The sequence below is a fragment of the Streptomyces sp. NPDC090994 genome (genome assembly GCF_044768905.1).
GTDB lineage: Bacteria > Actinomycetota > Actinomycetes > Streptomycetales > Streptomycetaceae > Streptomyces.
In genome coordinates this window covers 38,857-46,722 of sequence record NZ_JBIVWS010000012.1, presented here as the reverse complement: position 1 = coordinate 46,722, position 7,866 = coordinate 38,857, and the positions used below count along the sequence as shown (strand labels likewise).

The 7,866-nt window shown below is 72.0% G+C and carries 8 protein-coding genes; 4 read left to right on the top strand and 4 right to left on the bottom strand.

Annotated features, from left to right (window positions below):
- The coding region (locus ACIQR3_RS23770; RefSeq protein WP_403542105.1) for a HAMP domain-containing sensor histidine kinase at nucleotides 1–990 on the bottom strand (990 nt) is incomplete at its 3' end.
- A 213-nt stretch (nucleotides 991–1,203) separates the two neighbouring features.
- Here ACIQR3_RS23770 and ACIQR3_RS23765 point away from each other — a divergent pair.
- The gene (locus tag ACIQR3_RS23765; RefSeq protein ID WP_403542103.1) at nucleotides 1,204–1,689 is read left to right on the top strand and encodes a cation:proton antiporter regulatory subunit; all 486 of its coding nucleotides are present in this window, start codon (nucleotides 1,204–1,206) and stop codon (nucleotides 1,687–1,689) included.
- Between the two features lie 4 nt (nucleotides 1,690–1,693).
- Nucleotides 1,694–2,938 (top strand): cation:proton antiporter, encoded by a 1,245-nt coding sequence (locus ACIQR3_RS23760; RefSeq protein WP_403542101.1) that lies wholly within the window; start codon nucleotides 1,694–1,696, stop codon nucleotides 2,936–2,938.
- Nucleotides 2,939–3,001: 63 nt separating this feature from the next.
- Here the strand turns inward: ACIQR3_RS23760 and ACIQR3_RS23755 are convergent, their stop codons facing one another.
- A complete protein-coding gene (locus ACIQR3_RS23755; protein WP_403542098.1) occupies nucleotides 3,002–3,481 on the bottom strand; it encodes a MazG nucleotide pyrophosphohydrolase domain-containing protein in 480 nt (159 codons plus the stop codon).
- An 88-nt stretch (nucleotides 3,482–3,569) separates the two neighbouring features.
- Between ACIQR3_RS23755 and ACIQR3_RS23750 the strand changes: the two genes are divergently transcribed.
- Nucleotides 3,570–4,565, top strand: coding sequence for a TAXI family TRAP transporter solute-binding subunit (locus ACIQR3_RS23750; RefSeq protein WP_403542096.1), 996 nt, complete (start codon nucleotides 3,570–3,572; stop codon nucleotides 4,563–4,565).
- Nucleotides 4,566–4,628: 63 nt separating this feature from the next.
- Here ACIQR3_RS23750 and ACIQR3_RS23745 read toward each other — a convergent pair whose 3' ends face one another.
- On the bottom strand, nucleotides 4,629–6,026 hold the full coding sequence (locus tag ACIQR3_RS23745) for an ATP-binding protein (RefSeq protein WP_403542094.1): 1,398 nt from the start codon (nucleotides 6,024–6,026) through the stop codon (nucleotides 4,629–4,631).
- Between the two features lie 9 nt (nucleotides 6,027–6,035).
- On the bottom strand, nucleotides 6,036–6,719 hold the full coding sequence (locus ACIQR3_RS23740; RefSeq protein ID WP_215172499.1) for a response regulator transcription factor: 684 nt from the start codon (nucleotides 6,717–6,719) through the stop codon (nucleotides 6,036–6,038).
- Between the two features lie 295 nt (nucleotides 6,720–7,014).
- On the opposite strand from ACIQR3_RS23740, the gene ACIQR3_RS23735 reads away from it, so the two are divergent.
- Nucleotides 7,015–7,791, top strand: a complete 777-nt coding sequence (locus ACIQR3_RS23735; RefSeq protein ID WP_403542091.1) for an amino acid ABC transporter ATP-binding protein — start codon at nucleotides 7,015–7,017, stop codon at nucleotides 7,789–7,791.
- The last annotated feature ends 75 nt before the right edge of the window (nucleotides 7,792–7,866 follow it).

Genomic DNA, 7,866 nt, shown 5'->3' with positions numbered 1-7,866 from the left:
GTGGCCGGTGTCGGCGGGAGCGGTGGGTACGCGCGCGTGGGGGTCGGTTCCGGTGGGCCCGGTGGGTATGCGCAGGCGTACGTCCGTGCCCCTGCCCGGGCCGGGTACCACGGCCAGGTCGGCTCCCACCAGCAGGGCGCGTTCCCGCATGCCGCTGATGCCGGCGCCCTCGGGGGCGCCGCCGATGCCGGTGCCGTTGTCGCGGATCAGGAGTTCGACGGCGTCGGGGAGCCGGCGCAGGGTGAGTTCGGCGCGGTCGGCGGCGGAGTGCCGGGCGGTGTTGGTCAGGCCCTCCTGGGCGACCCGGTAGAGCACGAGTTCCGCCTCCGGGGTGAGCGGGGGCAGGTCGCCGGGGACCTGGTGGCGGACGGTGAGCCCGTGGTGGGTGAACTCGGCGGCGAGTGAGCGCAGGGCGCTGGCCAGGCCCAGTTCCTCCAGGACGCCGGGGCGCAGCCGGCGGGCGATGCGGCGGATCTCGTCCAGTCCGGCCCGGGTCGCCTCCTGGGTCTGGGTCACCTCGTCGCGCAGCCCGTCGGGCACCCGGTCGGCGACCCGTTTGAGCTGGAGCAGGACGGCGGTGAGGGTCTGGCCGACCTCGTCGTGCAGTTCCCGGGCGATGCGGTGGCGCTCGCGTTCCTGGGCGTGCAGCGCGTGCGCGGCCCCGGCGGCGCGCTCCGCCTGGAGGCGGTCGAGCATGGTGTTGTACGTCGCGATCAGCACGGCGGCCTCGGCGGGGCCGGAGACCTCCGGGCGGGTTCCGGGGCGCAGCAGGTCGGCGGTGGACATGGCGCGGCCCAGCCGTCGCAGCGGGGTGAGCCCGAGCCGCAGGACGACCGCGTTGCCGATCAGCAGCGCGGCGAGGCCGCCGAGCAGGATCAGCGCCTCGTGCGGCAGCACGGGGGTGGAGACGGTCACCGGCCCCAGCAGCAGCGCGGTGGCCAGGACCAGGCCGGTGGCGTTGAGCGAGAAGATGCGCCAGAACAGCGACACGGTCTTCTTCCCGCTCCTTCCGGATCTCGCGGATCTGGCGGATCGTGCGCGCGGCACCGCCGGGAGCAGTCTCCTGACCCCCGGCCGGTTGCGTATATCCGTCACGACACCCATATCGCCACCGTACGCGCGGATGACAGCATGGCGGCGCGCCACCGGACACCCATGTGCCCCGGGCGCAGCACAGCACGAGAACGAACGAGGGGAAGACACGTGTCCGCTCCACGCCTGAGGGCGACGCCGCTGCCGGGCATCGGGGTCCAGTACGACCTGGTCACCCGGGAACACCGTCAGTTGTCGGTGGTGGCCCACCGTGACGGCGCCCGCACGGTCAACGTGTACCGGGCCGACGACCCCGACTCCTGCGCCCAGTCCCTGAAGCTGACCGGCTCGGAGGCGGGCGCGCTGATCGACGCGCTGAAGCCGTCGCACCAGAGCGCGAGCCTGCTGCACACCTCCTCGCTCGGGCTGGTCGCCGAGCGGATCGAGGTGTCGGCGACCTCCCACTGGAACGGGCGCGTGCTGGGCGACACCAGGATGCGGACCGAGACGGGCGCGTCGGTCGTGGCCGTGCTGCGGCACGCCGAGGCGATCCCCTCCCCGGCGCCGGACTTCCGCCTGATCGGCGGCGACATCGTGATCGTCATCGGCACCCGCGAGGGCGTCGACGCCGCCGCCGCGATACTCGGGCGGGAGTGATCCGGTGCACTCTTCCGCGGTACTGCTGATCGAGTTCGGTTCCATCATCCTCGGCCTCGGCCTGCTCGGCCGGTTCGCCGGGCGCTTCGGTCTCTCCCCCATACCGCTCTACCTGCTCGCCGGGCTGGCCTTCGGCGAGGGCGGGCTGCTGCCGCTCGGCGCGAGCGAGGAGTTCGTCGCGACCGGCGCCGAGATCGGCGTCATCCTGCTGCTGCTGATGCTGGGCCTGGAATACACCGCCGGTGACCTGGTCACCAATCTGAAGTCCCACTATCCGGCGGGGCTGGTGGACTGCGCGTTCAACGCCCTGCCCGGTGCCGTCGCGGCGTTGCTGATGGGCTGGGGCCCGGTGGCCGCCGTGGTGCTGGCCGGTGTCACCTGGATCTCGTCGTCCGGTGTCATCGCCAAGGTGCTCGGCGATCTCGGCCGGGTCGGCAACCGGGAGACCCCGGTGATCCTCAGTGTGCTGGTCCTGGAGGACCTGGCGATGGCGGTGTACCTGCCGATCGTCACGGCGCTGGTGGCCGGTGCCGGGCTGATGACGGGCAGCGTCACGCTGGCGATCGCGCTGGGCGCGGCCGGGATCGTGCTGTTCGTGGCGGTCCGCTACGGCCGGCTGATCTCCCGGTTCGTCTCCAGCGACGACCCGGAGAAGCTGCTGCTGGTCGTGCTGGGGCTGACGATCCTGGTCGCGGGCGTGGCCCAGCAGCTCCAGGTGTCGGCGGCGGTCGGGGCGTTCCTGGTGGGCATCGCCCTGTCCGGCGAGGTCGCGGAGGGCGCGCACACGCTGCTGAGCCCGCTGCGGGACCTGTTCGCCGCCGTGTTCTTCGTCTTCTTCGGACTGCACACCGACCCGGCGAGCATCCCGCCGGTGCTGCTGCCCGCCCTGGCACTGGCCGTCCTCACCGCGCTGACGAAGATCGCCACGGGGTACTGGGCGGCGCGGCGGGCCGGGATCTCGGTCAAGGGACGCTGGCGGGCGGGCGGCGCGCTGGTCGCCCGCGGCGAGTTCTCGATCGTCATCGCCGGGCTGGCGGTGTCGGCCGGCATCGAACCGTCCCTCGGCCCGCTGGCGACGGCGTACGTGCTGATCCTGGTCATCCTCGGCCCGCTCACCGCCCGGTACACGGAGTCCATCGCAACCCGGCTGGCCCGGCGCCGCGACGACCGGGGCAAGGCCGGCCGCCTTCCGGACGTGCCCGAGCAGGTGCGGCGGACGGCGGACGCGGAGGCGTCGGTGGCCGACTGAGGCGGGCCGCCCGGCCTCAGTCTGTGGCCGACTGAGGCCGGGGCCGCCCGGTCTCCGCGCCCTTCACTCCTCGCCGTCGGGCGTCCACCCCTGCCGGCGCAGCACCCCCGCCACGTCCGGGGCCTCGTAGTGCTCGCCCTTGAGGACCTTGCCGTCGGCCCTGCGGCTGACCTGGCCGTCGGGACCCAGCTTGGTCATGTTGGAGCGGTGGATCTCGGCGATCACCGCGTCCAGGTCGATGCCGTGGACCAGTGCCGTGCCGTAGGCGACGTAGACCACGTCGGCCAGTTCGTGCGCGAGCCGGTCGAGCGGGCCCTCGACGGAGACCTCGGCGACCTCGGCGGCCTCCTCGGCGAGCAGTTCGCCGCGGTGGGCGGCCAGGGCCGGCGCCACCCGCGACGGGGTGTCGCGGACGTCCAGCCCGCAGGCGTGGTGGAAGGCACGGACCAGGTCGGCGGGGGACCCGCCGGCGCGACCGGCGGGGGCCCCGCTCGGGCGACCGGTGGCGGAGGGACTCGTGCGGTGGTCAGGGGACGTACTCATGCGCCCGACTGTAACGACCGCCTGTGACAGTCGGCTCCGCTCCCGCCCGCCCTGGTCAGCGCGCATGCGGGCTGGCAGGATCGCGGCCATGCCCACCCTGTTCTCCCGTGTCGGCGCACGCCGTGTCCTCCAGGGCGCGGCGGCGGCCGTCGTCGCGCTCGGTCTGCTGCTGTGGTGGCTGCTGCCGCTGGGCGAGAAGCCGCCGAGGGGCACGGTCACGTTCAGCACCGGCACGCGCGCGGGTGTCTACCACGAGTACGGCGAACTGCTCCGCACCGAGCTGCGCGAGGACATGCCGGGACTGAAGGTGCGGCTGCTCACCAGCGCGGGGTCGCAGGAGAACGTCGCGCGCGTGGCGACCGGCAAGGCCGACTACGCGATCGCCGCGGCCGACGCGGTGGAGACGTACGCGTTCGACGACCGCCCCGGCGCGGACCGGCTGCGCGGTGTGGCGCGGCTGTACGACGACTACGTACAGCTCGTCGTGCCGGCCGATTCGACGGTCCAGTCCGTCGCCGACCTGCGCGGCAAGCGGGTCGCCATCGGGCTGCCGGACTCGGGCGTGCGGCTGATCGCCACCCGGGTGCTGAAGGCCGCGGGTATCGACCCGGAGACGGACATCACTCCGGCTGCCGACGGCATCGACACGGGGCCGGAGCGGCTGGGGAAGGGGCTGGACGCGTTCTTCTGGTCGGGCGGGCTGCCCACCGACGGACTGCAGAGGATCGCCAAGAAGCCGTCGTTCCGGTTCGTTCCGATCGAGGAGGAGATCGTCGCCGAACTGCACGACCAGCCCGGTCCCACCCGGTACTACCGGGCCACCAACGTGCCGGAGTCGGCCTACCCAATGGTCCAGACCGGCTACCCGGTGGCAACCATGGCGGTGGCCAACGTACTGATCACCCGGGACGACGCCGATCCCCGGATCACCGAGTGGCTGACCCGGACGGTGATCGAGAGCCGGGACGGCATCGGCGCGCACGTCCACTCCGCCCAGCTGGTCGACCTGCGTACGGCGATCTACACCGACCCCCTCCAGCTCCACGAGGGCGCCCGGCGCTACTACGCCTCCGTCAAGCCCTGACCGTCAGGGCCGAGCCTGGACCGTCACGGCCGAGCCCCGAACGTCACGGCCGAGCCCCGGCCGTCACGGCTGGTGCCTAGGCACCGACACCGTCACCTCCAGCCCGTGCGGATGGTGGTGGCCGTAGCTCATCGTGCCGCCGCCCGCGGCGAGCAGGGCGTGGCAGATGGACAGGCCGAGACCGGAGCCCTTGATGTTCTGGTGCCGGCCGCTGCGCCAGAAACGGTCGCCGACGCGGGCGAGTTCCTCGTCGGTCAGACCGGGGCCGCGGTCGGCGACGACGACGGTCGCGGCGGTGCCGTCGGAGGCGACCGTGACCTGGACGGTCTCGCCCCCGGGCGTGAACTTCACCGCGTTGTCGATCACCGCGTCCAGCGCGCTGGAGAGCGCCACGGGGTCCGCCCAGGCGGTGGTCGGCGGGCAGTCGCCGGCCAGTACCACGCCCTTGGCGGCGGCAGTCGGCGACCAGGCCGCGACCCGCTCGGAGGCCAGCGCGCCGACGTCGGTCACCTTCAGGTCGGGCGCGGCGTGCTCGGCCAGCGCCAGGTCGAGCAGGTCGTCCAGTACCTGGGCCAGGCGCTTGCCCTCGGTCTGCACGGAGGCGATCTCCTCGTTGCCCTCGGGCAGTTCGAAGGCGAGCAGCTCGATGCGGAGCAGCAGCGCGGCCAGCGGGTTGCGCAGCTGGTGGGAGGCGTCGGCGACGAAGGCGCGCTGCTGCTCCAGCACGTCCTCGACGTTGTCCGCCATCTCGTTGAACGACCGGGCCAGGCGACGCAGTTCCGGAGGTCCCCCGGAGGGGGCGACCCGGGACTTGAGACGGCCGGTGGCGATGTCGTGGGTGGTGGCGTCCAGGACGCGTACGGGACGCAGCACCCAGCCGGTGAGCCGGAGGGCGGCGCCGACGGCCAGTAACATCGCGGCGATCTCGCCGGCGGCGATGACCAGCCAGCCGTCCAGGGTCCGCGACCGCATCGGTCCGGTGGGCGAGTCGGTGACCACGACCGCGACGACGTCGCCGTCCCGGATGACCGGTGAGGCGACCACCAGCCGGCCGTCCTCCCACGGCCACACCTGCTCGGGGTCGTGGCTGCGACGGCTGAGCAGCGCCTCGTCGAAGGCGTCCCGCGCCTCGCCCTGCTGGGGGAGGAACCAGGTCGTCGGGGCGTTGGCCATGGGGATGTGATTGGTGTAGAAGACGGCCGCCCGGATGTCGTAGACCTCGTAGTAGCTGATCAGCTCGCTCTGCAGGGTCTCCAGGCGCTCGGTGGGCGTGGTCCGCGACCCGGAGGGCGCGTCGCCCACGAACTGGGCCAGCGCCGCGAACCGGGCCGTGTCGTCGATGCGGTCGACGACCGTCTCCTGCTGCTCGGCCCGGGCCACGCTGACGGCCAGCGGCACGCCGAACGCGAGCAGCACGGCCGCCATCAGGACGATCAGCAGCGGGAGCAGACGAGCGCGCACCCGGACCCGCTACGCGGTGGGGGCGACGAGGCGGTAGCCGACGCCGCGTACGGTCTCGATCAGCGCCGGCCTGCGCAGCTTGGAGCGCAGGGAGGCGACGTGCACCTCCAGGGTGCGCCCGGTCCCCTCCCAGCTGGTGCGCCACACCTCGCTGATGATCTGTTCCCGGCGGAAGACCACCCCGGGGCGCTGGGCAAGCAGGGCGAGCAGGTCGAACTCCTTGCGGGTGAGCTGCACGACCGTACCGTCCACCCGCACCTGCCGCGTGGCCAGCTCGATGTGCACGGCCCCGAGGCGCACCTCGTGCTCCGTGCCCGGCGCGTCCTCGTGGGCGGTGCGCCGGCTGACGGCGTGGATACGGGCCAGCAGTTCCCCGGTGTCGTACGGCTTGACCACGTAGTCGTCGGCGCCCAGGTTGAGGCCGTGGATGCGGGAGCGGACGTCGGAACGGGCGGTCACCATGATCACCGGGGTGGCGGTGCGCTTGCGGATCTTGCCGCAGACCTCGTACCCGTCCTGGTCGGGCAGGCCCAGGTCGAGCAGGACGACGCCGAAGCCGTCGCTCTCGGGGACCAGTGCGCGCAGTGCCTCCTCGCCGTTGCGCGCGTGGGTGACGTCGAAGCCGTGCCGGGCCAGGATCGCGGACAGGGCGGCGGCGACGTGGTTGTCGTCCTCGACGAGCAGCAGTCTCATCCGGTCCCCCTTCGGTTCACCCGCCGTACGCTCGGCACGAGTACAACGATCACGGACGCGTCGGCACGCGCGCGTACCCGTGCAGTCACGCTGATGGACAGGGACGGCGTCAAGGGGGTTCCGGTTGCGGAGACCCCGAAGTTATCCGGCCGATATGCGCCCTGCCGACAAGTGCTACGACACGTGTCCGATTGCTATCGGATCGTGATGCTCAGATTCCCCTCAGATGTAATGACGCAGGTCGTGCGGCGTCACTACTGTCCTCCAAAACCGAGGAGGACGGAGCCTCAGAGCGATGACCGAAGTATCGGTGGCCAAGCAGGATGTGGCCGAGACCGGCGACCTGGTCGTACTGAAGGATGTCAACAAGCACTTCGGCGCGTTGCACGTGCTCCAGGACATCGATCTGACGATCGCCCGCGGCGAGGTCGTCGTGGTGATCGGGCCCTCCGGGTCCGGTAAGTCCACCCTGTGCCGCACCATCAACCGCCTGGAGACGATCGACTCCGGAGCCATCACGATCGACGGCAAGCCGCTGCCCCAGGAGGGCCGGGAGCTGGCGCGGCTGCGGGCCGACGTCGGCATGGTCTTCCAGTCCTTCAACCTCTTCGCGCACAAGACGGTGCTCGACAACGTCGTCCTGGGCCAGGTCAAGGTCCGCAAGATCGACAAGGCGAAGGCCGAGGAGAAGGCGCGCGCCCTGCTCGACCGGGTCGGGGTGGGCGCCCAGGCGGAGAAGTACCCGGCCCAGCTCTCCGGCGGCCAGCAGCAGCGCGTCGCGATCGCCCGGGCGCTGGCCATGGACCCGAAGGTCATGCTCTTCGACGAGCCGACCTCGGCGCTCGACCCGGAGATGATCAACGAGGTCCTCGAGGTCATGCAGCAGCTCGCCCGGGACGGCATGACGATGATCGTGGTCACGCACGAGATGGGCTTCGCCCGGTCGGCGGCCAACCGTGTGGTCTTCATGGCGGACGGCCGGATCGTCGAAGAGGCCACGCCGGACCAGTTCTTCAGCAACCCGCGCAGCGACCGCGCCAAGGACTTCCTGTCGAAGATCCTGCACCACTGACGCACCCGGCATCCCCGCGTCACCGGTCCACGTCACCCGCGCTCGACGGCCCTCATCTGCTCGTCTGAACACAGT

Bases quoted from the DNA above. Each gene is read 5' to 3' on its own strand.
- ACIQR3_RS23740 (WP_215172499.1), bottom strand. From the start codon at position 6,719: ATGAGACTGCTGCTCGTCGAGGACGACAACCACGTCGCCGCCGCCCTG.
- ACIQR3_RS23755 (WP_403542098.1), bottom strand. From the start codon at position 3,481: ATGAGTACGTCCCCTGACCACCGCACGAGTCCCTCCGCCACCGGTCGC.
- ACIQR3_RS23735 (WP_403542091.1), top strand. From the start codon at position 7,015: ATGACCGAAGTATCGGTGGCCAAGCAGGATGTGGCCGAGACCGGCGAC.
- ACIQR3_RS23750 (WP_403542096.1), top strand. From the start codon at position 3,570: ATGCCCACCCTGTTCTCCCGTGTCGGCGCACGCCGTGTCCTCCAGGGC.